Consider the following 23394-nt stretch of genomic DNA (forward strand, 5'->3'; position numbering starts at 1 on the left):
TCCCGCACGTTGCCCGGCCAGCCGTAGCGGATGAGGCGGCGGACATCGCCCTCCGTCAGGCGGGGCTCGGGCACGCCGAGGCGGTGCGCTGCGCCGCTGAGCATGTGCTGGGCGATGAGGGGAATGTCCTCGGGCCGATCGCGCAGAGGGGTCGCGCCGATCGGGAAGACGTTGAGGCGGAAGTAGAGGTCGCCACGAAAGCGACCGCGGCACACCTCCTCCTTCAGGTCGCGGTTCGTCGCCGCCACGAGCCGGACGTCGACCGCGCGGGTGCGCTCCTCGCCGACGCGCTCGAACGAGCGTTCCTGCAGCACGCGCAGGAGCTTGCCCTGAAGGTCGAGGGGGATCTCGCCGACTTCGTCGAGGAACAGCGTCCCGCCGTCGGCCAGTTCGAAGCGCCCGACCCGGTCGCGCAACGCGCCCGTGAAGGCGCCGCGGGCATGGCCGAAGAACTCGCTCTCGAACAATTCGCGCGGCACCGCCGCGCAATTCACCCGGATCATGGGTCGATCCCGGCGGCGGCTGGCCTCGTGGATCGCGCGGGCGATCAGCTCCTTGCCGGTGCCGGACTCGCCCGTGACCAGCACCGTGGCGTCGGTGCCGGCCACGAGATCAATCTGGCGCCGGATCACCTCGATGGCCGGGCTCCGGCCGATGATGCCCTGATGGTGGCTGCCGGCCCGAATCTCCTCCTTCAGGTAGGCGTTCTCCAGTTCGAGGCGCTCGCGCAGGGAGACGACCTCGGCGAGCGCCTGCCGCAGGCGCTCGTCCGCCTCGCGGCGCTGGCTGATGTCGCGGAACACGATGACGGCCCCGACGAGCGCGCCACGGTCGCGGATCGGCGTCGAGGTGTACTCGACCGGAAAGGAGGTGCCGTCGCGGCGCCAGAACACCTCGTCGTCGACCTGATGCACGGCCCCGTCGCGGAAGGCCGCGTAGATCGGGCAATCCCGGTGCGGATAGGGGCAGCCGTCCGGATGGGTGTGGTGCACGGAGGCGTGCATGTCCCGGCCGACGAGGTCGGCGGCGGCCCAGCCCAGCATGCGCTCGGCGGCCGGGTTGACGAAGGTCGTCACCCCCTCGGCATTGACCCCGTAGATGCCCTCGCCCGCGGCGCGCAGGATCAACTGGTTCTCCCGCTCGATATCGCGAAAAATCCGCTCCATGCGCTGCCACTCCGAGAGGCCGGCGCGCATGTGGCGGTCGGCCTCGCGGTCGACCTGCCGCTGGCGGCGCTCGTCGAGATCGAACAGCGTGACGAGGACGAGCCCATCGGGCAGCACCGCGCCGACGGACTCGACGTTGAGGGCGCGGCCCGCCCCGTGCCGGGGCGTGAGCGTGTGGGTCCACCAGCGCCCCTTGGCCTGGACGCCCTGCGTGAACACGATCAGCGCCGGCACCTGACCCGGATGCAGGGCGCTCGCCGCCATGGCCCGCAGCGCCGCTCGCGGGTGACCGAGCAGGCGCGCCGCGGCGTCGTTGGCATCGACGATCCGGTCCCCGGCCGGATCGAGCACCAGCATGGCCTCGGCGCCTGCCTCGAAGACGAGCCCGAAACCGGCATATGCGGCTGAGGAGAGACCTGCCTCCGGCATTACGAGATCTCGTCATTGAACTACGAGACTTCGTTTTACACGAAATCTCGTAGTTTTGCAGTGTCGCTCCAAGTCATTGACGAGAAACAGGTTCGGCTGATCCGCGCGCTTGGCACACCCCTTGCCAATTCCTTGACGTCCCGAACCGCGCGAGGCGCAAATGGCCCTGTTCGACAACCCCTTCGATGCCAAACGCCGCTTCGCCCGCGGCGGCTGCTCCTGCGGTGCCCATGCGAGCCAGGCCGCGCACGACGCGGATCACGCCGCGCCGACAGGCGAGGCTGCGCTGGAGAGGGCGGTCGAGGGCGCGGTGATGCGCGCGCTCTTCCCCCACGACGCCGAGCGGCGCGCCTTCCTGAGGAGCGTCGGCGCCGCCACCGCGCTCGCGGCAGTGAGCCAGTTCTTACCCGTGAAGTTCGCCGCCGAGGCGTTTGCGCAAGCAGGCAAGCCCGAGAAGGCCGACCTGAAGGTCGGCTTCATCCCGATCACCTGCGCCACGCCGATCATCATGGCCAAGCCCATGGGCTTCTACGAGAAGCAGGGCCTGAACGTCGAGGTGGTGAAAACCGCCGGCTGGGCGGTGATCCGCGACAAGACGCTGAACAGGGAATACGACGCCGCCCACATGCTGGCGCCGATGCCGATCGCGATCTCCCTCGGCCTCGGCTCGAACCCGCAAGCCTACACGATGCCGGCGGTGGAGAACGTCAACGGCCAGGCCATCACACTGGCGATGAAGCACAAGGACAGGCGCGACCCGAAGGACTGGAAGGGCTTCAAGCTCGCCGTGCCGTTCGACTACTCGATGCACAACTACCTGCTGCGCTACTACTTGGCGGAAGCCGGCATCGATCCCGACACCGACGTGCAGATCCGCGCCGTGCCGCCACCCGAGATGGTCGCGAACCTGCGCGCCGACAACATCGACGGCTTCCTCGCCCCCGATCCGGTGAACCAGCGCGCGGTCTACGACGGCGTCGGCTTCATCCACATCCTGTCGAAGGAGATCTGGGACCGGCACCCGTGCTGCGCCTTTGCGGCCTCGGAATCCTTCATCAAGGAGACGCCGAACACCTACGCGGCGCTCCTGCGCTCGATCATCCAGGCGACCGCCTACGCCTCGAAGGCGGAGAACCGGAAGGAGATCGCCGCCGCGATCGCGCCGGCGAACTACCTCAACCAGCCGCTCACGGTCGTCGAGCAGGTGCTCACCGGCACCTTCGCCGACGGGCTGGGACAGGTGCGCAAGGTGCCCGACCGCGTCGATTTCGACGCCTTCCCCTGGCAATCCTTCGCGGTCTGGATCCTGACCCAGATGAAGCGCTGGGGCCAGCTCAAGGGCGACGTCGATTACGCCGCGGTCGCCCGCCAGGTCTATCTGGCGACCGACGCCGCCAAGCTGATGAAGCAGGACGGCTTCTCACCGCCCGAGGCGACCAGCAAGACCTTTGCGGTGATGGGCAAGACCTTCGACCCATCGAGGCCGAAGGAATACCTCGACTCGTTCAAGATCAAGCGGGCGAGCTGAGCCATGACGCGCACACTCAACCTCCGCGCCGGCGTGCTCTCGCTGGCGCTGCTCACCGCAATCCTGCTCGTCTGGCAGGTCGCGGTGAGCGGCACCGCCAAGACCGAGGCGATGAACCCGGAATACGCCGCCCTGATGGGAGCCACCGCCACCACCGGCAAGTCCGCGATGCCGGGGCCGCTCGATGTCGCCGAGACCATTGGGAAGCACCTGAAGGACCCGTTCTACGACCGGGGCCCCAACGACAAGGGCATCGGCATCCAGCTCGCCTACTCGGTCGGGCGCGTCGCGCTCGGCTACGGCCTCGCGGTGCTGGTGGCGATCCCGGTCGGCTTCCTCATCGGCATGTCGCCTCTGATGAGCCGTGCGCTCGACCCCTACATCCAGATCCTCAAGCCGGTCTCGCCGCTCGCCTGGATGCCGCTCGCCCTCTACACGATCAAGGATTCGAGCCTGTCGGCGATCTTCGTGATCTTCATCTGCTCGGTCTGGCCGATGCTGATCAACACGGTGTTCGGCGTCGCCTCGACCCGGAAGGAGTGGCTCAACGTCGCCCGCACGCTGGAGGTCGGTCCGATCCGCCGGGCCTTCACGGTGATCCTGCCGGCCGCCGCCCCCACCATCCTCACCGGCATGCGCATCTCCATCGGCATCGCCTGGCTCGTCATCGTGGCAGCCGAGATGTTGGTCGGCGGCACCGGCATCGGGTACTTCGTCTGGAACGAGTGGAACAACCTCTCGATCACCAACGTGATCACCTCGATCCTGGTGATCGGCCTCGTCGGCATGGTCCTCGACCAAGTGCTCGCCCGGGCGCAACGCCTCGTCACCTTCCCCGAGTGAGGCGCCCGATGAGCAAGCTTCTCCCCTTCGTGCGGCGCGCCGGTCGCACCGCTCCCGACACCGATCAGGCCGGGACCCGCCGCATGTCGACGTCCGAAAAGTTCATCTCGATCGAGGGCATTGCCCGGCGCTACCCGGCACCGGGGGGCAAGACGACCACGATCTTCGAGAACCTGTGGCTGCCGATGCGCCGCGGCGAGTTCGTCTGCATGATCGGCCATTCGGGTTGCGGCAAGACCACCGTGCTCAACATCTTGGCCGGGCTCGAGGCGCCTTCCGAGGGCGCGGTGATCGTCGATGGGCAGGCCATCGCCGGCACCAGCCTCGACCGCGCGGTGATCTTCCAGGGCCACGCCCTGCTGCCCTGGCGCAGCGTGCTCGGCAACGTCGCCTACGCGGTCTCGTCGCGCTGGCGGAAGGCGCCGAAAGCCGAGATCGAGGCGCGAGCCCGGAAGGCGATCGCCACGGTTGGGCTCGCCGGCTCCGAGCACAAGCGGCCCTCCGAATTGTCGGGCGGCATGAAGCAGCGCGTGGGCATCGCCCGGGCGCTGTCGATCGAGCCCAAGATCCTGCTGATGGACGAGCCGTTCTCGGCGCTCGACGCGCTCACCCGCGGCACGTTGCAGGACGAGGTGCGCCGGATCTGCGTCGAGACCGGGCAGACCGTGTTCATGATCACCCACGACGTCGACGAGGCGATCTACCTCGCCGACCGGATCGTGCTGATGACCAACGGGCCGGAGGCGAAGGTCGCCGAGATCGTCGAGAATCCGCTGCCCAAGGATCGCGACCGCACGCAGCTCCACCACGCGCCGGGCTATTACGCCCTGCGCAATCACCTGATCGACTTCTTGGTGTCGCGCTCCAGAACGATGCGGGACGCGATGCCGGCCGATTACGATCCGCGTCACCCGCCCGTCGTCCGCCCCTCCCTCAGCGAGGCCGACGCGGAGGCGATCGCGGCCTCGACCGAGCCGGCCCCGCGCCGCGCCTGACGCCCCACGCCACACCCCGTTCCGTCACGGCCCGTCCCTGAGCGAGGGGCCGAAGACGGGATCGCCGTCCAGGCGCCACGCCCCCGCGCCCGGACGGCCGACGGCAACCCTGAAAACTCTCGATCCAAAGGAGCAGAGCATGAAGCGCGACGACCTCACCGAGAAGCTGCTCGACATCAAGCGCGAGAAGGGCTGGACCTGGAAGTACATCCAGGACGAGATCGGCGGGATCTCGCCGATCCTGATCACGGCGGCCTGCATGGGCCAGATGAAGCTGCCGAAGGCCCAGGCCGCCAGGGCGGCGGAGCTGTTCGGCCTCTCGAAGGCCGAGGAGCGGATGCTGAACGAGGCGCCCTATCGCGGCTCGATCCCCCAGATGCCGCCGACCGACCCCTTGATCTACCGCTTCTACGAGCTCGTCATGGTCTACGGCACGACGTGGAAGGAGCTGATCCAGGAGGAATTCGGCGACGGCATCATGTCGGCGATCGACTTCAACATGACGATGGAGCGCGAGCCCAACAACAAGGGCGACCGGGTCAAGATGAACCTCTCGGGCAAGTTCCTGCCCTACAAGTACTATGGCAACGAGGAGGGCGTGCCCGAATACGGCTTCAAGGAAGGGTGAGCGCATCGCTCCGGCCGGCGGATCACAACCGGCCGGCCGGACGTGGATGCGTTCTACGCGCGTTGAACTTGCCACACTCAGGATTATCGCCGGTATTCGATTCTCGACGTGACACCAAGCGGGCATCTGAAGCGCTGCCGCCGAAGGCTCGGATGGGGTGCGGAGCAGTCATCCTTGCTCGCCGATTTCTTCACGACCCGACATGTTCGATCGGCGCCTGAGCGCGCACTTCAAGATCGTCCTGGCCCTGCTTGTGGTGCTGGTTCTGTTGTCGGCTCCGCCATTTCCAGGCGCGATGATCGGCTTCCTGTTCGGGATCGCGATCGCCTTCTCCATCGCGCCGCTGACGATCCTTTTGGAAGGGCCGCCCTGCTCGCCGCGCGCGAGACATATCGCGCGCGCCCGGAGCGTTGCCGCTGCCGTGCGCCTGTCAGCGGCGAGGGCGCTCCTGCTGATCGCGCTGCCCCTGATCGCGTGGCTGTCCTCGCGAGCGTTGATCCGCGCTTGGCCCTGATGAGGTTGTCCCGTGCCAGCGCCGCCCCGGCGTGCGAACCGCTGTCCGCTCAAGGTCGATTTGCCACCTTCATCTGAGCCCCGCCGAATGTGCGCCATGGCGCCGACGCGTGTCGATCAGAGGCTGCGTGGGGCAAGCGGCTTGATCACTCCTGGCGCGTCGGGCCGGCGCCGGAGGCTTTCGGAACGGCGAAGCGTCCCTCCTCGGCCTTGTTGATGTACTGGCTCGCGATGAAAAGGCCCTTCAACGGCCGAATGATCGGCACGCAGGCGAGCAGGAGCAGCGGCAGCGTGATCACGGCATGGATCCAGAGAGGCGGGTCGTAGGCCAATTCCAGCCAGATCCCGAAGGCGGTCACGGGGAAGGCCATGGTCATCATGATGAAGAAGGCGGGCCCGTCGGCCGGATCGGCGAAGCTGTAGTCGAGTCCGCACGCCTCGCAGCTGGGCTTCAGGGTGATGAAGCCGTCGAACAGGTGGCCCTCTCCGCAGCGAGGACACCGGCAGCGGAGTCCCACCGACATCAGCGATTGATCCGTCGATCTCTGCATCGTCCAACGTTCCTGACTTCGCTGCTCGTCCTGCATCTCGGCAGGAGCGCCGCTTGCACACCGCCAATGTATGGACTAATAACCATACATTCTGAGCCGAACGCCGGGCTATCACTGCCAGCTAGACAGTAGGGCATTCAGCCTATTAGCGGGGTGCGCGTAGGCATACACTGAGCTGAGATCAGGGGTCAATGATGGAAGCTTGGAGCCCTACAATTGTCGCAGCCGCGGGGCCGAAGTACCTGGCCATCGTCAAGGCGCTGGCCGAGGACATCCGCAGCGGGCGCCTGGCGCCCGGTTCGCGCCTGCCCCCGCAGCGCGCCCTGGCCAAGCACCTCAACGTCGATCTCACCACGGTGACCCGGGCCTTCAACGAGGCGCGGCGGACGGGCCTGATCGATGCCGCAGTCGGCAGGGGCAGTTTTGTTCGTGGCTCCTCACGGCCGTCACGAGGCTCCAGCCTGCCCGTGCTCAGCCCGTCCGGCAGTGTCGATTTCAGCATGAACATGCCCCCGCAGCCGGCGGAGGCGAGGCTGGCTGAGCGCCTGGAGGGGGGCCTGTCGAGGCTCGCCGCCACGCCGGGCTTCCTCGATCGCATGCAGTACCAGGACAGTGCGGGGAATTTGGCTGATCGTGCGGCAGCAGCCGAGTGGCTCTGCCGCCGCCTGGGCCCCGTGGCGGTTCAGCGCGTCCTCGTGGCCGGCGGCGCCCAGGCGGCCTTGTCCGCCGTCCTCGCCGTCGTCCTCAAACCTGGCAATGACCTGTGCGTCCCGGCCCTGACCTATCCCGGCCTGCGCATGGCCGCCGAGCGTCTCGGCGCGCGCCTCGTGCCCGTGGAGTGTGACGAGGAGGGCTTGATCCCGGAAGCCTTCCTCGAATGCTGCAGGGCGCGGCGGCCGCGGGCCCTGTACCTGGTGCCTACCCTCGACAACCCGACGACCGCGACGCTGCCGGCGGCCCGACGCGAGCGGATCGCCGAGATCGCGCGCGCGAACGGTGTCGCGATCATCGAGGACGACGCCTACGGCGCGCTGCCGCCCGATGCCCCGGCCCCGTTCGCGGCCCTGGCGAGCGACATCACGTGGCACATCGCGACCTTGTCGAAGTGCGTCAGCCCGGGCCTTCGCATCGCCTACGTCGCGGTCCCCGGGACGAACGCGGCGGTCTGGCTCGCGGCCGAGCTCCGGGCCATCAACATGATGGCCTCGCCGCTTGCGGCGGCCTTGGCGTCCGAGTGGATCGCCGAAGGGGAGCTCGACGCGATCGTTGCCGCCATCAGGAGGGAGAACGGGCTCCGCCAGACGATAGCGGCGGAGACGCTCGCGGGCCTCAACTTTCGCTCGCATCCCTGCGGCCATCACCTCTGGCTGCAGATGCCGTCACCTTGGCGGCGGGGCGAGTTCGGTGCGCACGCGCGGCAACTCGGGTTGTCCGTCATTCAGAGCGACGCCTTCGCGGTCGGGCCGGCTCCCGAGGCGATCCGCGTCTCCTTGGGCGCCGCACCCGATGGCGCGACGCTGCAATATGGCCTCAGCCTGCTCGCGAACCTGCTCTCGCATCCGCCCGGTGCGATCTCGACGGTCGTCTGACATGGCTGACAGGGCGGGCGCGTCCCGCGGCCCTGATCATCCGGCCGCGTGGAAGGAACGACCGGTGGCACGGGCGCGCCCGCGGATGTTTGAACGATCATGCCGAGGCATGCATCGCCCATGGCTCGCACGGTGCACCGCACTGCTCCTGCTCGCTACCCTTGCCGCAGGGTGCTCCGATGACGAGCGGGAACGGCGCCGAGCGCTGGGCCCCGACCCGAGCTTGAGCGACGTCCTGCGGGTCGCGGACCCAGGGAGGGGAGGCCGCTTGTTTGCCCGCTGCGCAGCCTGCCACACGATCGGGAGGGGGTCGGGCGACCGGAATGGCCCCAACCTCTTCGACGTGATGGGCAAACCCCTCGCCAGCAACAGCAAGCGCTTCAGCTACACCGGCGCGCTACGATCGCTGGGTAAGGTCTGGTCGCCGGACCAGATGGACGCTTGGCTTGCTGCTCCGGCCAAGTTCGCGCCCGGCACGAGCATGACCTTTACCGGGATTGCGGATCCGCTCGACCGGGGGGATGTCATCGCCTACCTGCAGGCGCAGTCGGAGCGACCCGATGATCGTCAGGGCCGGCGAGCGGCGACCCCGGCCGACCGGCAGCGTCCGCTCCCATGAGCCGGTCGCTCAGGAACGGTCCTTCCGTTGCCGGCCGAGGTCCCGGGGAACGGCCGCGGCGGTGCCGCTCCGGTTGCGATCGCCGGTCGCGGGGCTCGGAGGGTCAGCAAGGAACGGCAGTCAGCCGACGGCGAGTGCCCGCCGCGGGCCGGACGGGGATCAGATGTAGGTCGAGGCCAGGGCCGGCGAACCGTCGAGGGCGTGGGCCAGCACTTCGAGCCCCTGCGAGATCTGCGCCCGGGTGATGGGGCCGCCGAGGCACAGGCGTACGGCCTCGGGCGGCGTGCCGCCCACGCAGAACGGGTCGCTGCCGACCACGCCGAGCCCGGCCGCGCGGCCCTGGCTGGCGAAGGCCGAGCGGGTCCACCCTTCCGGCAGCGTGATCCAGACATGGAACCCGTGCGGGTCGGCTTTGAAGGTGCCGGCCGGGAGAAGGGTGGCGGCGATGCGCTGGCGCGCGGCCGATTCCGCGCGCACGAACTGCACGATCGCCTCGGCCGTGCCGTCCGTGATCCACCGCGTGGCCAGGGCCGTCGCGATCGGCGAGGCCATGACGGTGGCTGCGCGCAACGCGCCGCCGAGCGGAAGCGCGGCGCGGGCGCTCGGCGCCACCAGGAAGGCGAGCCGCAGGCCGGCGCCGAGGCACTTGGACAAGCCGGCGACGTAGTAGGTGATCTCGGGAGCGAGCGTCGCGAAGCTCGGCGGCGGCGTCGGGCAGATCCGGGCGTAGGCGTCGTCCTCGATGATGGTCACGGCGTAGCGGCGTGCCACCGCTATGATCGCCTCGCGGCGGCCCCGGGGGATCGTCGCCGTTGTTGGGTTCTGCAGCAGCGGATTGAGGTAGAGCGCCTTGGGCGCGACCTTGGTGCACGCGGCCGCGAACGCGTCCGGATCCACCCCATGGCGGTCCATCGGCAGGTCGACGAGGCGCAGGCCGAGATGCGCGGCCATCGCCCGGATGCCCGGGTATGTGATCCGCTCGGCGCAGATGACGTCGCCAGGGCGTGCGACCTGCCCGAGGATGGCGAACAGGGCGCTGTGCGCGCCGGGACAGATCAACAGGCGCTCTCGCGGCGCTTGGACGCCGCGGCCCGCGAGCCAACGCGTCGCCGCGTCCCGATCCTCCTCGGTCCCGCCGAAGCCCTGGTAGCGAAGGAGGTTGACGAGGTCGCCCGACAACTCGGCAAAGGAGGCCTGCATGCGGGCTTTCAGCGTCGGCGAATCGGGTTCCGGGGGCAGGTTCATGGTGAAGTCGACCGGCCCCGGCCGGGCCGCCTCGGCAGGGCGCATGGTGCGGGCTGGATCGACCACGAAGGTCCCTTGGCCGACGCGGCCCTCGATCAGACCGCGCTTGTGCGCCTCGACGTAGCCCCGCGACACGGTGGTGAAGTTGAGGTCCAGGACCTCGGCCAGGGCGCGCTGCGTGGGCAGACGCGTGCCGGGCAGAAGGCGGCCGTTGCGGATGTCGTCCGCCAGCGCCTCGACGATCGCGAGGTAGTGCGGCTTGCCCCAGCGCTTCAGGTCCGGCGCCCACGCTCCAGCCCCCCCGTGCAAGCCCTCTGATCCCGCTCCGCGTCCGGTCCCGTTCATCCGCGCGCCACCCATCCTACCATCATCCGATCAATATCAGATTGTATGGCTAGCAATAGCCGTACCGCTCTCCGCCGTGCTGACGCTTCAGGTTTTCCATACAAGGCGGTCCAGCAGTGGCTGCCGTGAATGCACATGGTGCCGAAATATTACGCAACTGCCGCTACGGGATCATGGGCAATCGGCCAACATCCTTCAGCGCACCCCGATTATTTGATCGTATTATTGTATGCATTCAAGAGGAGTCATTGATGGCAGTCCTTATCCAACCATTTTGGCATGCCGCTTGCCATGCCGGTGGCGAGACCGGCTGACGCAAAGGGATGGTCGGTCCTGTGCATCAAGGAGCGAGACCATGCCGGCCGTAAATCGCGAAGCCCACAAGAAGGGCGACTTCCTGGTCGATTACGAGGAGAAGGTCTTCGAGGACGTGAAGGCCGAACCGGGCCAGAAGGCGCTGGTGACCTTCCATACGGTGGCCTTCGAGGGCTCGATCGGCCTCGTGAACCTGCTCCAGGCCACCCGCCTGCAGCGCAAGGGCTTCGACACCTCCATCCTGCTCTACGGCCCCGGCATCACGCTGGGTGTCCAGCGCGGCTTCCCGCGTCTCGGCGACGAGGCCTTCCCGGGCCACCTGAACTTCAACAACCAGCTGGAGAAGTTCATGGCCGAGGGCGGCAAGGTCTATGCCTGCCGGTTCTCGACCCAGGCCCTCTACGGCCACGGGGAGGCGGCCTTCATCGAGGGCATCCGCATGATCAATCCCCTCGACGTGCTCGACTGCATCCTCCTGCACAAGCGCGACAACGCGGTGATCATCGACACCTGGACCGTCTGACCGGCTTTCGCGCCCGCCGACCGGGACGTCCATCCGGCGGCCGCACGACGCGGCCGCCGTCACAGCCCGAGGATCATCCATGTCAGAGAACCGGATCGTGCGCGCCGCCGCCGTCCAGATCGCACCGGACCTCGACCGTCCGGAGGGCACCCTGGAGCGCGTGCTCAACGCCATCGACGAGGCCGCGGCCAAGGGCGCGCGCTTCATGGTCTTCCCCGAGACCTTCGTGCCCTACTACCCCTACTTCTCGTTCGTGCTGCCGCCGGCGATGCAGGGCGCGGAGCACCTGAAGCTCTACGAGCGGGCACCCACGGTCCCGGGCCCGGTGACGCAGGCAGTCGCGGCCGCCGCCCGCCGCCACGGCACCGTCGTCGTGCTCGGCGTCAACGAGCGCGACCACGGCTCGCTCTACAACACGCAGCTGATCTTCGACGCGGACGGTGCGCTGAAGCTGAAGCGGCGCAAGATCACGCCGACCTACCACGAGCGCATGATCTGGGGGCAGGGCGACGGCGCTGGCCTCGACGTCGTGGATACGGCCGTGGGCCGCGTCGGGGCACTCGCCTGCTGGGAGCACTACAACCCGCTCGCCCGCTACGCCCTGATGGCCCGCCACGAGGAGATCCACGCCGCCCAGTTCCCGGGCTCGCTGGTGGGCCAGATCTTCGCCGACCAGATGGAGGTGGCGATCCGCCACCACGCGCTGGAGGCGGCCTGCTTCGTGGTCAACGCGACGGGCTGGCTCACCGACGAGCAGGTGGCCCAGGTCTGCCCCGACGAGCGCCTGCGCGGCGCCTGTCGCGGCGGCAATTGCACCGCCATCGTCTCGCCCGAGGGCAAGCACCTCGCCGACCCGCTCGGCCCCGGCGAGGGCATCCTGATCGCCGACATGGACCTCGCGCTGGTGACCAAGCGCAAGCGGATGATGGATTCCGTCGGCCACTACGCCCGGCCCGAGCTCCTCAGCCTCCTCCACGACGACCGTCCGGCCTCGTTCGTGCACCAGCCGACCCGTTCCCAGACCGACCTCCGGAGCCTCGACCATGAGCAGCAGCCCGCTTCCGACGAGCCTTCCCTCGTTTCCGCCGGTCGTGGCGGGCTTGGTCGGGATGCCGACGGAACGCCTGATCAACGCGTTGCAGTCCTACGGCGTTAGGCTCGCCGACAGCCGCGCCGGGGCGCCGAGCCGGCGCGGCGGAGCCGGGCCCTCGGACCACAAGGCCATGACCATCGCGGGCCGCACCGTGATGGTGCCGGTCCACACCGAGACCGCCTTCGACTCGCCCTTCCTGGTGCGCCGCCCCGATGGCGACGGGGTCTCGGTGATCGAGCACGACGGCGTGGTGATCGGGCGGGCCACCTTCCCGGGCAAGCCTCGCTTCTACGCGCTCTCGACCTTCGACGGGGTGCCCTATTCCAAGATCGCGGTGCTGCACGGCCGCGACGTGCTCGCCACCACGATCCTGCAGACCTGCATCCGCTACGCGAGCCGCGCCAAGACCTGCCAGTTCTGCTCGATCGGTCAGTCACTGGCCGCCGGCCGCACCGTCGCGCACAAGAGCCCGGAGCAGCTCGCCGAGGTCGCCCGCGCCGCGGTGCTGCTCGACGGCGTCAAGCACATGGTGATGACCACGGGCACGCCGAACGCCACCGACCGGGGGGCGGCCGTGCTGTGCGAGAGCGCCTTCGCGGTGAAGGCGGCCGTGGACCTTCCGATCCAGGCCCAGTGCGAGCCGCCCGATGACGACCGCTGGTTCGAGCGGATGAAGGTCTCGGGCGTGGACGCCCTCGGCCTGCATCTGGAGGCCGTGACCCCGGAGGTGCGTGCGCGGATCATGCCGGGGAAGGCGAGCGTACCGCTCGCGCGGTACTACGATGCCTTCGCGGCCGCCGTCCCGGTTTTCGGGCGGGGGCAGGTCTCGACCTACATTCTCGCCGGGCTCGGCGACACGCCGGAAGCCATCCTGGCGATGGCCGAGCGCCTGATCGGTATGGGCGTCTACCCCTTCGTGGTGCCCTTCGTGCCGATTTCCGGCACGCCGCTGGAGAGCCATCCCGCCCCGGGTCCGGACTTCATGCACGCCATCCTGAAGCCGCTCGCGGACATGCTGGCCGCCGCAAATCTGCGCTCGACCGACATCAAGGCGGGCTGCGGGCGCTGCGGTGCCTGCTCGGCGCTGTCCACCTACGAGCGCGCGGGGGTGGCGGCATGATGTTCGAACCCGTCCCGCCATACCGGCCCAGCCACTTCCGGGTGAAGTTCGCCACGAGCGCATGGGAGCGAAGCTCCTGCGCGGCCCTTCGCCGCCAAGTCTTCTGCGCGGAGCAGGGCATCTTCGCGGGCGACGACCGGGACGCCATCGACGCGCATGCCATTCCGATCTGCGCCCTGTCGACGCTCGCCGGCGACGCTGACGCCGTGGTCGGCACGGTGCGCATCCACGAAGTCGCGGAGCGGCCCGGCGAGTGGTGGGGCTCACGCCTTGCCGTCGCCAGCGCCTTCCGCGGTACGGCGGCGCTGGGCGCCGGGCTCATCCAGGTCGCGGTCTCCTCGGCCCATGCCCGAGGCTGTACGCGCTTCCTGGCCCACGTGCAGGAGCGAAACGTGCCGCTGTTCCAGGCCCTTCACTGGGTGAGCCTCGACACGGTGGAGCTCCATGGACGGCCGCATCACCTGATGCAGGCGGATCTCGTGGCCTACCCGCCGATGCACGACCCCGAGCACGGGCTCGTCACCTTCCGCAGGGCCGCATGATGACGGCGGCCTTCGACCTGCAGGGACTGGCCCGCCAGATCCGCGACGCGCGCGGCGTCGCGCACAAGCGCGACATCGACGCGGTGGTGGCGCGGCTCGGGCTCGGCGGCCGGCACGCCGCGGTGCCGGTCGGGGACGACTGCGCCGCCATCCCCGACGGCGACGGCCACCTGCTCCTCGCCATCGAGGGCTTCCTCGACAGTTTCGTCGCCGCCGACCCGTACTTCGCCGGATACTGCGGGATCATGGTCAACCTCAGCGACGTGGCTGCCATGGGCGGGCGCCCGCTTGCCGTGGTCGATGCCTTGTGGAGCCGGGAAGCGGCGGAAGCCGACCCGATCCTCGCCGGCCTCTCAGACGCCGCCGCCCTCTACGGCGTGCCGATCGTCGGCGGACATACCAACACCCGCGCGGCTGCCGACAACCTCGCGGTCGCGGTCCTCGGCCGGGCGGGCCCACGTCTTCTGACGAGCTTCGACGCGGCGCCGGGCGACGACCTCGTCGCGGCCATCGACCTGCGCGGGCGCTTCCGCGATCCGCATCCGTACTGGGATGCCTCGACCGGCGCTCCGGGCGAGCGCCTGCGCGGCGACCTCGCGTTGCTGCCGGGACTTGCCGAGGACGGACTGGCCTGCGCCGCCAAGGACATCAGCATGGCCGGCGTCGTCGGCACTGCCTTGATGCTGCTCGAATGCTCGAACGTCGGCGGCGTCATCGACCTCGACGCGATTCCGAAGCCCGAACACGTCCCGCTCGCCCGCTGGCTCTCCGCCTTCCCGAGCTTCGGCTATCTCCTGAGCGTCCGCCCCGACCGCACTCCGGCCGTGCTCGCGCGCTTCGCGGAGCGCGGCATCGCAAGTGCCGCCCTCGGCCAGCTCGACGCGAGCCGGGTCGCCCGGGTCCGGAGTTCCGGCGAAGCGGAGGCCGTGGTTTGGGACTTCGTGGCCAGTCCGCTCATCGGCTGCGGCCGGGATGCGGGGAATGCCGCATGAAGCTCCTGCGCATCGCCATCCTGACCCACTCCACCAATCCGCGCGGCGGGGTCGCGCACTGCCTCGCGCTCGCCGAGGCTCTGTGCGGTCTGGGCCACGAGGCGGTGGTCCACGCCCCCGATCCGGCCGGCCGCGGCTTCTTCCGGAACGCGGGCTGCCCCACCGTGCCGGTGGCCGCCAATCCGGTCGCGGGCAGGACGGTCGACCTCGTGCGCGCTCGCATCGACGACTACCTTCGCCACTTCGCGACACCTTCCGCCTGCGATTTCGACGTGTTCCACGCCCATGACGGGATCGGGGGCAACGCACTCGCGACCCTGAAGCACCGGCGGCTGATCCCGGGCTTCGTGCGCACCGTCCACCATATCGACAGCTTCTCCGACCCGCTGCTCGCGGAGTGGCAGGACCGCTCGATCCGCGAGGCCACCGGCCTGCTCAGCGTCAGCCGAACCTGGGCCGACCGGATCAGGGACGATTTCGGCCGGGGGGCGCAGGTCGTCGGGAACGGGGTCGACCTGTCGGTCTATCGCAGCGAGCCGACGGAAGCGGACACGGCCGTGCGGGAGCGCTGGGGTCTCGGCCCGGGGCCGGTCGTCCTCTGCGTCGGGGGCTTCGAGGAGCGCAAGAACACGGCCGGGACCATCGCGGCTTTCGCGCGTCTGCGTGAGCGCCAGCCGCGAGCTCAGCTCGTGGTCGCCGGGGGTGCCTCGCTGCTCGACCACGCGCCCTACCGCGCCCGGTGTGGGGCGGCCCTGGCGGCGCACGGTCTCGCCGTCGGCCTCGGCGAGGCTGTGGTCGAGACGGGGCCTGTGCCGCAGGCCGACATGCCGGCGCTCTACCGGATCGCGGATGTCCTGGCCTTCCCCTCTTGGACAGAGGGCTTCGGCCTCTGCGTCCTCGAGGCGATGGCCTGCGGCACCCCCAGCATCGTGTCCAGCCGGCCGCCCTTCACCGAGCACCTGACGGCAAAGGACGCCCTGTTCGTCGATCCCGCCGACCCGGACGACCTCGCCCAAGCCATGGCCGAGGCTCTGAAGCCGGACACTCGTACCGGCCTGCGAACGGCCGGCCTCGCGCGGGCGGCCCTCCATTCCTGGCGCGCCTGCGCGGAGCGCCACCTCGACGCCTACGCGGCCTGTGCCCGCGTCCACCAGGAGCCGATCCATGCCTGAGATGCACTTCCACGTCCGCTGGCCCGACGGCCGGCGCGAGGCCTGCTACTCGCCCTCTCTCGTCGTGAAGGACTTCCTCACGCCGGGCGAAAGCTACGCCCTCGACGACTTCGTCGCGAAGACCCGCACGGCCCTGAACATCGCGAGCGAGCGGGTGCGCGAGAAGTACGGGTTCGCGTGCTCGTCCGCCCTGGATCAGCTCGCCCGGATCGAGGCCGCCGCGAAGCGACAGGCTGCCGGGGGCCGGGTCACGGTCGAGGCCTTCGAGTCCTGAAGCCGCACGTCTTCCCAAGCATCACGGAGTGAGAGCCATGTCGTCCAAGCCCCGTCACGTTCCCGTCACCGTCGTCGGCGGCGGCCAGGCTGGTCTCTCGGTCAGTTACCACCTCAAGCAGCGCGGCATCGACCATCTCGTCTTCGAGAAAAAGACCGCCGCGCACACCTGGGCGACGCAGCGCTGGGACACGTTCTGCCTCGTCACGCCGAACTGGCAGTGCGACCTGCCGGGCCACCGCTACGATGGGCCGGACCCGGACGGGTTCATGAAGAAGGACGAGATCGTCGCCTACCTGACGGCCTTCGTCGCCAAGGTGAACCCGCCGATCCGGGAGGGCGTCGCGGTCACCCGCGTCGAGCGGCGCGAGGACGGCATCTTCTCAGTGCAGACCTCGGAGGGCGACTACACCGCGAACGAGGTCGTCGTCGCCTCGGGGGGCTACCACACACCGATCATTCCCCGCATGGCCGAGAAGCTGCCGGGTGCAATCACGCAGATCCACTCGAACGAGTATCGCAACCCGGACCAGCTACCCGAGGGCGCGGTCCTGGTCGTCGGCTCCGGTCAGTCCGGTGCGCAGATCGCCGAGGATCTCCACCTCGCCGGTCGCAAGGTGCACTTGGCGGTCGGCGACGCGCCCCGCTGCGCCCGGTTCTATCGCGGTCGCGACGTCGTCACCTGGCTCGCCGATATGGGCTACTACGAGATGACCGTCGGCAACCATCCGCTGCGCGACGGCGTCCGCGACAACACCAACCACTACGTGACGGGCCGCGACGGGGGCCGTGACATCGACCTACGCCACTTCGCCCTGGAGGGGATGAAGCTCTACGGCCTGATGGAGGATTACCGGGACGGCAGCCTGCGCTTTCGCGACAACCTCAAACGCTCGCTCGACCAGGCCGACCGGACCTACAACGGCATCAACGCGGCGATCGACAAGTACATCGCCGACAAGGGGATCGAGGCCCCGGCGCAGGAGCACTACACGCCGGTCTGGGAGCCGGGCGAACCGGTCACCGACCTCGCCCTCGAAGGCTCCGGCATCGCCAGCATCGTCTGGTGCATCGGGTTCACGCCGGACTTCCGCTGGCTCGACGCCTCCGTCTTCAACGGCGCGGGCAGTCCCAAGCATAGGCGCGGTGTGACGAGCGAGGAGGGCGTCTACTTCATCGGGCTGCCGTGGCTGAACACCTGGGGCTCCGGACGCTTCGGGGCGGTCGGCCGGGACGCCGAGCACGTCGTGCAGGTGATCCAGCAGCGCCTCGGCGCGGAACGCTTCGCCCTGAAGTTCGCGGTCTGATCGGGCCTTCGAGGCCGGCGACTGCCGGCACCGCATCCATCCTGTGCCGCATGTGCAACAGAGGTCCGCCCCAAGCATTCGGATCGATATTTAAAGTAGACTCAGAATGCTAACAGCGCAGAATATAGGAATTGATGGAAAGACATACAATTTGTCTGCATTTCCATTCAATCAATACCGATAGATCAAGAAGCCTTGCTAGCACGCCCTCGACGCCGATGCATGTCGGCGAACGGGGAAGGCTTGCCGGCGCACGAACTGACAAGGGGATCCATGATGTTGAAGACATTCGCGGCCGCAGCAGGCGCGCTCGCTGCGATAACTCTGAGCGCGACGGCGACCTACGCGCAGACGACGACCGTGCCCGGCGAGCAGGTGGGCCTCGCCGTCGGTGCGCCCCTGCCCGAAGGTCTCTACGCCATCGACACCTTCACCTATCGCAGCCCGGACGGGCCGAACGGCACCGCCGTCGACACCTCGGTGAACGTGCCGGTGCTGGTCTGGTCGACGCCCTGGAAGGTCTTCGGTGCCCGCATCGAGGCGGTGGTCGCCCAGCCCACGGTCGCGGTGTTCCCGCGGGCGCGAGGCGCGCGCGACTTCACGATCAATGTCGGGACGCTCGTCGGCTCGATCTTCGCCTGGGACCTCGGCAATAATGTCGGCTTCAGCTATCTCGCGGCCGTCCACCTCAACGACCTGAATGCCGGCCGCGGCCTGCCGATCTTCTCCTCGAACACTTATCGCCAGGGCTTCGCGCTGAGCTACACGGGCGACGGCTGGAACCTCACGGCGAACCTGACCCACAATTTCTACGACTCGCCCGGCCGCTTCGAGGGCGGGCCGCCCGGCTTCGTGCGCGGCCCCTACTTCATCGCGGATGCGCTCACCCTCGACCTGACCGCGACGAAGAAGTTCGGCAAGTTCGAGTTCGGTGCGATCGGCTACGGCACCACCGATCTTCCGGGCCGCGGTTCTGCTCAGGCACGCGCCAACTCGGGCTACGTGAAGAGCGGGCGCTTCGCGCTCGGCGGGCTCGTCGGCTACGATTTCGGGGCGTTCACGGCGCAGGCCTGGGTGGCGCGCGACGTCGCCACCCGCGCGCTCGATACCCGCGGCCGCGATGCCTACTCGACGGAAGGATGGGTCCGCGTGATCGCGCCGCTCTACACCGTCGCGGCCGCGGCCGAGCCTGCTCCCGCGCCGCTGGTGCGCAAGTACTGATGCACGCCTCTTCCCGGAGGCGGACCGCCACGTGGCAACCGCCTCCGGCACAGGGATCGAAGTGAGCCTCCTTCCCAAGGACACCGCTTCGACAGGGGCCGGGTGGCCAAGTCTCAACAGCTCACACCGCCCGGCCCCGCCTCCTCCTCATGTGGAGAAAGCCGATGGGCTTGCACATGAGGCTGCCTGGGGGAAGGGATTCCCCCTGGTCGGAGACGAGCCGCTACACGCTCGGCATGCCGCACCTCTGCCCGAACGGCCTCTCCGAGAACTGGCTCTGGAAGGAGTTGGGACACCGGCACTGGGGATTGATCGCCCGGGCCTTCGGCAGGGCAGCGGCCGGCTTCGATCCATCGAGCCAGCAGCCCACCTACGCCGCGTTCCGGCGGATTGCCTTGCAGGGAGGCAACCTCGGCTCGGTTCGCGAGAACGACACGCTCGACGTGCGCTCCACGCTCACAATTTGGGTTTGGCCGATGGCTGCCTGCCCGCCTCGGGGCTCAAGCTTGTGTCCGTGGCGCTCTCCGACCTGATTCCCGGCATGCTCGACGAGGTCGAGGCCTTCTTCGGGCCATACAACCAGCTCGCCGGAAAGGAGTTGAACGTGTTCCGGCGCGGCGAAGCCGAGTCCGCTCGAGCCCTCGTCCGACCGGGCCATGAGGCGGTCGAGCAGGAAGGAGCCTGATCTCGGTTGTCACCCGGATGGGCCGTCCCGCATCCCGGCGAGGTGATCCCGGATGTCAGGATCCGACGCGGGACAACTGCCCATGTCATCCCCCGGAAGTCCTCGACGACGGTCTGGTCCATCGCCGCCCAACCCCATATCTCCTGCCGAGAATGGAGAGCGTGTCGTGTTCACAGTGAAGGGTGTCGATCCATCGGGCAGGGCCATGAGCTTCGCCTGCGGGACGGATGAGCAGGCGATGGAGAAGACCTGGGAGCTGCAGCGGCGCGGCTTCCGGGACGTCATGGTCGTCAACCCGTCCGGCCGGGTGTACGGGGCCGCCGCCTTCGAGCGGACCTTGGACATCGATTGGGACTGAGGCGAGGCGGGTAACGGGGCGCTTCGATCAGCCCTGATTCCGGCTGCGGTCCGACCGGGTCATCGAATTCCGTTGCGTTGCAGATGCATGCAAGCGGTGAGACGGTACAGAGCCGGCCCGGCCCGTTTGGACGGGTGCATTGGACCGGGTCCTGTTGGAACATCGGCTTCATGCCCATCGGCAGGTCGCGCGCCGGTTCCGCCGCTCACGGCTCCACGACTGCCTGATCGGTCTTGCGAGGCCGGACCGGTGCGCGTCTCACGCGGACGCAGCCCATCCTCCAGGGTCAAGCGAAGCTGTAATCGTCCGGGCTGAGTTGGGCGGCCGAGATCCCCGCCAAGGCAACCTGAACGCTCCCGTAGATCACGACGGCAAGTCCGTTCTCGTCGACGACCACGGGCTCCCCTGTGAGAGCGTGGCGCCCGTGGTGCCCGTGATCGGAACGCGACGCGCCCGGCCCGCCAAAGGCCTCGGCCCGAACCCCGGCCGCCTCCTCGAAGACCAGATGGTCTCGCCCAGGGCGAAAATCGGTGATCAGGGCACGCGTGTCCGCCGTGAACACGAACCGGTCGCTCCCAGCCCCGCCGGTCAATGTCTGATGGCCGGTGCCGGCGACCAGCATGTCGCCCTCCGGCCCTCCCAACAGCTCCGCTTCGCCAGGGGTGCCGATCACGAGTTGCGGCGCGTCCGGATGCTCGGAAACGACGTCGCTGCCGTGACGGTCGTAGAAGGTGAAGACGTCGTCCTGGATGGCGCGGGTGTCGGTGTTGCGCGCGATGATGTCCGACAGCGTCGTGTGCTGGATCTCGTTCAGCGTCCGCTGATCGAATTGACCGTTCTGGTACCAGAGGCGATCGCCGTCGCGCAGCCGCTCGAACTGAGAGCCGATGATGGCCGAGAAGGTCGGCCCGATCATCGAGCCCGGCGCGTGACCTTCCGCCAGGCCGCCGGTCCAGAGATCGACGGCATCCACCCGGCCGAACGCCTCGCGCATCGCCGCGACCGTGGCCTGATCGTGCGTGATCTCGGAGAAATCGCGGTACGGCGCGAGACCCAGATCCTCGCGGGTCTCGTTGAGCGTGCCGAGCCCGAGATCCCGGCCGCGTTGGATGTTGATGCTCGCCAGATCCTGACCGACCGGTGGGTCGATGAGGAAGTTGCGCAGATCCTCGACGATGCGCACATCCATCGTCTGCGAGGCATCGTCGGCGAGGTGACGCAGGAAGCCGTCCGCCCCCGACGCAGCCGCGAAGGCCGCCGGCGTCATCCCGAAAGTGTCCCGAAGTTCGAGCCCCGGCCCGACGAGGTTGCCGTCCTCGTCGATGCGCTCGGTCTCGGCCGAGACGATCGAATGGCCGAACCGGTAGGCCGCGCCCGCGAATTCGACGCTGATCCGCGGATCGATCCCCGGATCGTAGCCCGCATAGGGGCCGATTGCGCCGCGTCCGAGGAGATGGGGCAGAAACTCGTCGTAGGTGATCCGCTGGATCTCCGCGGTCACGATGGCCCGCGCCTGCAGGTAGAGGGCGTCCCCGTCGAGCCCCGGATCGGCCGCATGGAGCCGGTCGACCTGAAAATTGTGCTCGCGCAGGAACAGCGTCTGGAGGGCGGTCAGGGACGGGTTCTCGGTGGCGCGGACATCGCCCGCGACGAAGGCGCCGTCCACGATCGGCAGATTGCCGCCGGCGGAAGTCGCCAGATGCCCGTCGGGCTGCCGCAGGCTCGCGGCATTCGCCGCGTCCGAACCGTAGACCATGGATGCGTCGAGCCAGCCGCTGATCGCGTTGACGGCAGCCGCCGGCTTGCCCGTGCCCGGCCCCGTCGCCGGGTCGATCACGGCACGCGTCATCGGGAGGAAGCTGCCGGCCGCGAAGTACGCGTCGCCCGCCGGGATGACGACGGCGATCGGCGTGACGTGATCCGTCAGGCTGAGGTCGAGATCGTGGTCGATGAACTGACCCCAGGCGTAGAGCATGCCCGACAGCCCCTCGGGGTTCGGGATCGTCGGGTCGCCCTCACCGACGACGATGTTGCTGATCGTGCGCGGGTTGGGCCCATCGACGAGAGCTGAGATCCCGTCCGCGAAATGCGCCGCGCCGAGCCGCGCGAACGTCGTGCCGGCCGCGTTGAGACTAGGTTGAGACAGGTTGTTGCCCGAACCGTCGACGGAATAAGCTTCCATATCGGAGCATCCTTTCAAGGCGTTTCCGCAAGGAGCCGCGCAGCCGGCAGGGTTCCGGCAATCAAGCCGGGATGGCGGGAGCCCGATGCGCGTCACGAAACAGGGAGGTTCAGGGCGGCGTCATCGTCGCCAGCGGCGATGCCCGTCACGGCGCATCCGCGCGCTGCCGCGGCGCCTCTGCTGTACGGTCATGGAAGGCCCTTCTCGCATGCCCGATGGGCAGGAGCCGCCCGGATGCGAACGGACCCGGAAGGTTGACCACGCAGCGATGAGCGGCGTGGCGGCGTCGAGCAGCAGAGTACGAGATGATTCGCCGAAGGCTCCTCAGCATATGTTAAATCAGGGCGGCTGATTTACGGATCCATGTAAGTATTCGTATTAAATCGATGAAATACATGAACCAGATTCAGCAGATACTGGGAATTTTTCATCGAAAATTCCTCCATCTACATTCAATTCGACGAATTCATCGCAATGAAATCGGACTCGGCGAAAGGGCAGAAGCTTTCCCGGTGCTTTGAATAATGATCGCCGAACGCTCGGGCCGATTGCAAGCACGGGCGTGCCTGCATGTCCTGCCGCTCTGCTGTTCGCGAGCGTACGCCAACGATCAGGCCGTACAGAGCGAGCCCGTCCTGCGTTGCGAACGCCGAACCATTGCACCCGTCGGGATGAGCTTGACCGTTCACCTTACGCGCCGGAGCGGATGGACCTGAAGTCCCAAGGGAAGCTTCACGAATCGTGATCCGCAGAACCTGAATTGTGCGAAAGAACGCAGGATCGCCCCAGGCACGAGGTGATCGCCGAGCCGCCCGTCGATGCCTTTGGAATTCCATCGAGGCCGGCGTTGACGGGCGGGCTTGCCAGCGCCTAGCGTGGGTGCTGACGGTTCCCCTCGGGGATCAAAAGGGAACGCGGTGAGGAGCCTGCTCCGAGGCCGCGGCTGCCCCCGCAACTGTCAGCGGCGAGCCCTTCACCACCATGTCACTGGGTCGTGCCCGGGAAGACGGTGCGAGGGCGGCGACCCGTGAGCCAGGAGACCTGCCGTCAGCCGTGGTCACACGCGAAACGCGTCGGGCGGGGTGTCCTGACGGGTGTCGAAGCGCCGTCCATCCCGTGCGGAGACGGCGGCCGAGGCCTCGTTCGCGGTGACGTGCCAC

General features: G+C 68.4%; 22 protein-coding genes and 1 riboswitch. Of the genes, 18 read left to right on the plus strand and 4 right to left on the minus strand.

Going from position 1 to position 23394, the window contains the following annotated elements; all coding sequences use genetic code 11:
- A partial coding sequence (locus E1J50_RS20380; RefSeq protein ID WP_245516671.1) for a sigma-54 interaction domain-containing protein occupies positions 1 to 1523 on the minus strand: 1523 nt, incomplete at its 3' end.
- A gap of 232 nt (positions 1524 to 1755) precedes the next feature.
- On the opposite strand from E1J50_RS20380, the gene E1J50_RS20385 reads away from it, so the two are divergent.
- The 5 genes from E1J50_RS20385 to E1J50_RS20405 all read left to right on the plus strand — a co-directional run bounded on the left by E1J50_RS20385 (position 1756) and on the right by E1J50_RS20405 (position 6103).
- Entirely contained in the window at positions 1756 to 3123 is a 1368-nt protein-coding gene (locus E1J50_RS20385; protein ID WP_132255641.1) for a CmpA/NrtA family ABC transporter substrate-binding protein, read from the plus strand.
- Positions 3124 to 3126: 3 nt separating this feature from the next.
- The gene (gene ntrB / locus E1J50_RS20390) at positions 3127 to 3966 is read left to right on the plus strand and encodes a nitrate ABC transporter permease (protein ID WP_132255642.1); all 840 of its coding nucleotides are present in this window, start codon (positions 3127 to 3129) and stop codon (positions 3964 to 3966) included.
- Positions 3967 to 3974: 8 nt separating this feature from the next.
- On the plus strand, positions 3975 to 4961 hold the full coding sequence (locus E1J50_RS20395) for an ABC transporter ATP-binding protein (RefSeq protein ID WP_132255643.1): 987 nt from the start codon (positions 3975 to 3977) through the stop codon (positions 4959 to 4961).
- Positions 4962 to 5100: 139 nt separating this feature from the next.
- Positions 5101 to 5589, plus strand: coding sequence for a cyanase (gene cynS / locus E1J50_RS20400; RefSeq protein WP_132255644.1), 489 nt, complete (start codon positions 5101 to 5103; stop codon positions 5587 to 5589).
- 202 nt (positions 5590 to 5791) lie between these two features.
- A complete protein-coding gene (locus tag E1J50_RS20405; RefSeq protein ID WP_132255645.1) occupies positions 5792 to 6103 on the plus strand; it encodes a hypothetical protein in 312 nt (103 codons plus the stop codon).
- Between the two features lie 145 nt (positions 6104 to 6248).
- On the opposite strand, the gene E1J50_RS20410 is transcribed toward E1J50_RS20405, so the two are convergent.
- Positions 6249 to 6653: a DUF983 domain-containing protein gene (locus E1J50_RS20410; protein ID WP_132255646.1), complete on the minus strand. Its 405-nt coding sequence runs from the start codon at positions 6651 to 6653 to the stop codon at positions 6249 to 6251.
- Positions 6654 to 6844: 191 nt separating this feature from the next.
- Here E1J50_RS20410 and E1J50_RS20415 point away from each other — a divergent pair, with 191 nt between their 5' ends.
- Both E1J50_RS20415 and E1J50_RS20420 read left to right on the plus strand, forming a co-directional pair.
- Positions 6845 to 8242 (plus strand): aminotransferase-like domain-containing protein, encoded by a 1398-nt coding sequence (locus tag E1J50_RS20415; protein WP_132255647.1) that lies wholly within the window; start codon positions 6845 to 6847, stop codon positions 8240 to 8242.
- 223 nt (positions 8243 to 8465) lie between these two features.
- Complete coding sequence (locus E1J50_RS20420; protein ID WP_342635919.1) at positions 8466 to 8861, plus strand: c-type cytochrome; 396 nt, start codon at positions 8466 to 8468, stop codon at positions 8859 to 8861.
- Positions 8862 to 9020: 159 nt separating this feature from the next.
- Here E1J50_RS20420 and E1J50_RS20425 read toward each other — a convergent pair whose 3' ends face one another.
- Positions 9021 to 10451 carry an aminotransferase-like domain-containing protein gene (locus E1J50_RS20425; protein WP_132255649.1) on the minus strand — a complete coding sequence of 477 codons (1431 nt, stop codon included), beginning with the start codon at positions 10449 to 10451 and terminating at the stop codon, positions 9021 to 9023.
- 355 nt (positions 10452 to 10806) lie between these two features.
- On the opposite strand from E1J50_RS20425, the gene E1J50_RS20430 reads away from it, so the two are divergent.
- The 11 genes from E1J50_RS20430 to E1J50_RS20485 all read left to right on the plus strand — a co-directional run bounded on the left by E1J50_RS20430 (position 10807) and on the right by E1J50_RS20485 (position 20052).
- Positions 10807 to 11289 carry an MSMEG_0572/Sll0783 family nitrogen starvation response protein gene (locus E1J50_RS20430; RefSeq protein ID WP_010685777.1) on the plus strand — a complete coding sequence of 161 codons (483 nt, stop codon included), beginning with the start codon at positions 10807 to 10809 and terminating at the stop codon, positions 11287 to 11289.
- Between the two features lie 79 nt (positions 11290 to 11368).
- Entirely contained in the window at positions 11369 to 12445 is a 1077-nt protein-coding gene (locus E1J50_RS20435; protein ID WP_132255650.1) for a Nit6803 family nitrilase, read from the plus strand.
- Positions 12399 to 13502 (plus strand): MSMEG_0568 family radical SAM protein, encoded by a 1104-nt coding sequence (locus tag E1J50_RS20440; protein WP_132255657.1) that lies wholly within the window; start codon positions 12399 to 12401, stop codon positions 13500 to 13502. Before E1J50_RS20435 ends, E1J50_RS20440 begins: the two co-directional genes overlap by 47 nt.
- Positions 13499 to 14044, plus strand: coding sequence for an MSMEG_0567/Sll0786 family nitrogen starvation N-acetyltransferase (locus E1J50_RS20445; RefSeq protein WP_132255651.1), 546 nt, complete (start codon positions 13499 to 13501; stop codon positions 14042 to 14044). The genes E1J50_RS20440 and E1J50_RS20445 overlap by 4 nt, the downstream gene beginning before the upstream one ends.
- Positions 14044 to 15036, plus strand: coding sequence for a sll0787 family AIR synthase-like protein (locus E1J50_RS20450; protein WP_132255658.1), 993 nt, complete (start codon positions 14044 to 14046; stop codon positions 15034 to 15036). The genes E1J50_RS20445 and E1J50_RS20450 overlap by 1 nt, the downstream gene beginning before the upstream one ends.
- Positions 15033 to 16208 carry an MSMEG_0565 family glycosyltransferase gene (locus E1J50_RS20455; RefSeq protein WP_132255652.1) on the plus strand — a complete coding sequence of 392 codons (1176 nt, stop codon included), beginning with the start codon at positions 15033 to 15035 and terminating at the stop codon, positions 16206 to 16208. Before E1J50_RS20450 ends, E1J50_RS20455 begins: the two co-directional genes overlap by 4 nt.
- Positions 16201 to 16482, plus strand: coding sequence for an MSMEG_0570 family nitrogen starvation response protein (locus E1J50_RS20460; protein WP_132255653.1), 282 nt, complete (start codon positions 16201 to 16203; stop codon positions 16480 to 16482). Before E1J50_RS20455 ends, E1J50_RS20460 begins: the two co-directional genes overlap by 8 nt.
- Positions 16483 to 16519: 37 nt before the next feature.
- The gene (locus E1J50_RS20465; protein ID WP_132255654.1) at positions 16520 to 17788 is read left to right on the plus strand and encodes an MSMEG_0569 family flavin-dependent oxidoreductase; all 1269 of its coding nucleotides are present in this window, start codon (positions 16520 to 16522) and stop codon (positions 17786 to 17788) included.
- A 276-nt stretch (positions 17789 to 18064) separates the two neighbouring features.
- Complete coding sequence (locus E1J50_RS20470; protein WP_132255659.1) at positions 18065 to 19009, plus strand: transporter; 945 nt, start codon at positions 18065 to 18067, stop codon at positions 19007 to 19009.
- Between the two features lie 514 nt (positions 19010 to 19523).
- Positions 19524 to 19694 (plus strand): hypothetical protein, encoded by a 171-nt coding sequence (locus tag E1J50_RS20480; RefSeq protein ID WP_207919256.1) that lies wholly within the window; start codon positions 19524 to 19526, stop codon positions 19692 to 19694.
- A 166-nt stretch (positions 19695 to 19860) separates the two neighbouring features.
- A complete protein-coding gene (locus E1J50_RS20485) occupies positions 19861 to 20052 on the plus strand; it encodes a hypothetical protein (RefSeq protein WP_132255655.1) in 192 nt (63 codons plus the stop codon).
- Positions 20053 to 20338: 286 nt separating this feature from the next.
- On the opposite strand, the gene E1J50_RS20490 is transcribed toward E1J50_RS20485, so the two are convergent.
- Positions 20339 to 22234: a peroxidase family protein gene (locus E1J50_RS20490; protein WP_132255656.1), complete on the minus strand. Its 1896-nt coding sequence runs from the start codon at positions 22232 to 22234 to the stop codon at positions 20339 to 20341.
- 869 nt (positions 22235 to 23103) lie between these two features.
- A riboswitch (cobalamin riboswitch) is annotated at positions 23104 to 23297 on the plus strand.
- Positions 23298 to 23394 lie beyond the last annotated feature (97 nt).

It is taken from the genome of Methylobacterium segetis (assembly GCF_004348265.1).
GTDB lineage: Bacteria > Pseudomonadota > Alphaproteobacteria > Rhizobiales > Beijerinckiaceae > Methylobacterium > Methylobacterium segetis.

Coding starts and splice junctions, on each gene's coding strand:
- E1J50_RS20385 (WP_132255641.1), top strand. CDS start 1,756: ATGGCCCTGTTCGACAACCCCTTCGATGCCAAACGCCGCTTCGCCCGC.
- ntrB (WP_132255642.1), top strand. CDS start 3,127: ATGACGCGCACACTCAACCTCCGCGCCGGCGTGCTCTCGCTGGCGCTG.
- E1J50_RS20395 (WP_132255643.1), top strand. CDS start 3,975: ATGAGCAAGCTTCTCCCCTTCGTGCGGCGCGCCGGTCGCACCGCTCCC.
- cynS (WP_132255644.1), top strand. CDS start 5,101: ATGAAGCGCGACGACCTCACCGAGAAGCTGCTCGACATCAAGCGCGAG.
- E1J50_RS20405 (WP_132255645.1), top strand. CDS start 5,792: ATGTTCGATCGGCGCCTGAGCGCGCACTTCAAGATCGTCCTGGCCCTG.
- E1J50_RS20410 (WP_132255646.1), bottom strand. CDS start 6,653: ATGCAGAGATCGACGGATCAATCGCTGATGTCGGTGGGACTCCGCTGC.
- E1J50_RS20415 (WP_132255647.1), top strand. CDS start 6,845: ATGATGGAAGCTTGGAGCCCTACAATTGTCGCAGCCGCGGGGCCGAAG.
- E1J50_RS20425 (WP_132255649.1), bottom strand. CDS start 10,451: ATGAACGGGACCGGACGCGGAGCGGGATCAGAGGGCTTGCACGGGGGG.
- E1J50_RS20430 (WP_010685777.1), top strand. CDS start 10,807: ATGCCGGCCGTAAATCGCGAAGCCCACAAGAAGGGCGACTTCCTGGTC.
- E1J50_RS20435 (WP_132255650.1), top strand. CDS start 11,369: ATGTCAGAGAACCGGATCGTGCGCGCCGCCGCCGTCCAGATCGCACCG.
- E1J50_RS20440 (WP_132255657.1), top strand. CDS start 12,399: ATGCCGACGGAACGCCTGATCAACGCGTTGCAGTCCTACGGCGTTAGG.
- E1J50_RS20445 (WP_132255651.1), top strand. CDS start 13,499: ATGATGTTCGAACCCGTCCCGCCATACCGGCCCAGCCACTTCCGGGTG.
- E1J50_RS20450 (WP_132255658.1), top strand. CDS start 14,044: ATGACGGCGGCCTTCGACCTGCAGGGACTGGCCCGCCAGATCCGCGAC.
- E1J50_RS20455 (WP_132255652.1), top strand. CDS start 15,033: ATGAAGCTCCTGCGCATCGCCATCCTGACCCACTCCACCAATCCGCGC.
- E1J50_RS20460 (WP_132255653.1), top strand. CDS start 16,201: ATGCCTGAGATGCACTTCCACGTCCGCTGGCCCGACGGCCGGCGCGAG.
- E1J50_RS20465 (WP_132255654.1), top strand. CDS start 16,520: ATGTCGTCCAAGCCCCGTCACGTTCCCGTCACCGTCGTCGGCGGCGGC.
- E1J50_RS20470 (WP_132255659.1), top strand. CDS start 18,065: ATGTTGAAGACATTCGCGGCCGCAGCAGGCGCGCTCGCTGCGATAACT.
- E1J50_RS20490 (WP_132255656.1), bottom strand. CDS start 22,234: ATGGAAGCTTATTCCGTCGACGGTTCGGGCAACAACCTGTCTCAACCT.